Consider the following 814-nt stretch of genomic DNA (forward strand, 5'->3'; position numbering starts at 1 on the left):
CGCCCCTCCGGTGTCCCGGCCGCGGCCGTCGCGAGCCGACCGAAGGCGCGCGCCAGACCGGTCAGCGGGACGGCGAAGACCGGGGCGCCGCAGCCGTCGACACCGGTGGCGGAGATCGGTTCGCCGGCCAGTTCCGTGAGGGACTCGGCGATCGCCTGCTGCAACGGGTGTTGCGGGTCCCGGTAGGTGGCCAGGTCCCAGCCGGCCGCCACGCAGGTCGAGAGCATCCCGGCGTGCTTGCCCGAGCAGTCGGCCGCGATCGAGGACGCAGGCCGGCCCGCGGCCACCCAGGCGTCTCGCTCCACCGGGTCGATCGGGAGCCCCGGCGTGTTCTGCAGGTCGGACTCGGAGAGGCCGGCCGCGGCGAGGATGCGGCGCGCCCCGTCGAGGTGGAAGGCCTCACCGGAGTGGCTCGAGGACACCAGCGCCAGCAGCTCGCCGTCGAGGTCCAGGCCGTGGCGCAGCATGGCCACGGCCTGGATCGGCTTGACCGCCGACCTCGGGAAGATCGGCGCCGACGGGTTGCCGCGTTCGAGCAGCACCGAGCCGTCGGCATCGAGCGCCACGACCACACCGTGGTGCACCGACTCGACGAAGCCGGACCGGACGACCTCTGCCACGGGCACGGCATACGGGCCGGTGTCGGCGGGCGAGGTTGGTGCGGGCGAGGCGGGTGCGTCGGTCACGCTCCGCACTCTAGGGCGTCGCCGCCGGCGGGGTGGGCGCGGACGGCGACGGGTTTCTGAGCCGTGCGGGCGGTGTTGCAGCGGGTCACCCGCGCCAGCATCACGGTCGGGGCGCAGGTCATCGGGGC

The 814-nt window shown here is 74.9% G+C and carries 1 protein-coding gene; it reads right to left on the reverse strand.

Annotated features, from left to right (window positions below; genetic code table 11):
- A partial coding sequence (locus FRW57_RS22295) for an asparaginase (RefSeq protein WP_162529481.1) occupies nt 1-686 on the reverse strand: 686 nt, incomplete at its 3' end.
- Between the last annotated feature and the right edge of the window lie 128 nt (nt 687-814).

The sequence above is a fragment of the Segeticoccus rhizosphaerae genome (assembly GCF_009192725.1).
GTDB lineage: Bacteria > Actinomycetota > Actinomycetes > Actinomycetales > Dermatophilaceae > Segeticoccus > Segeticoccus rhizosphaerae.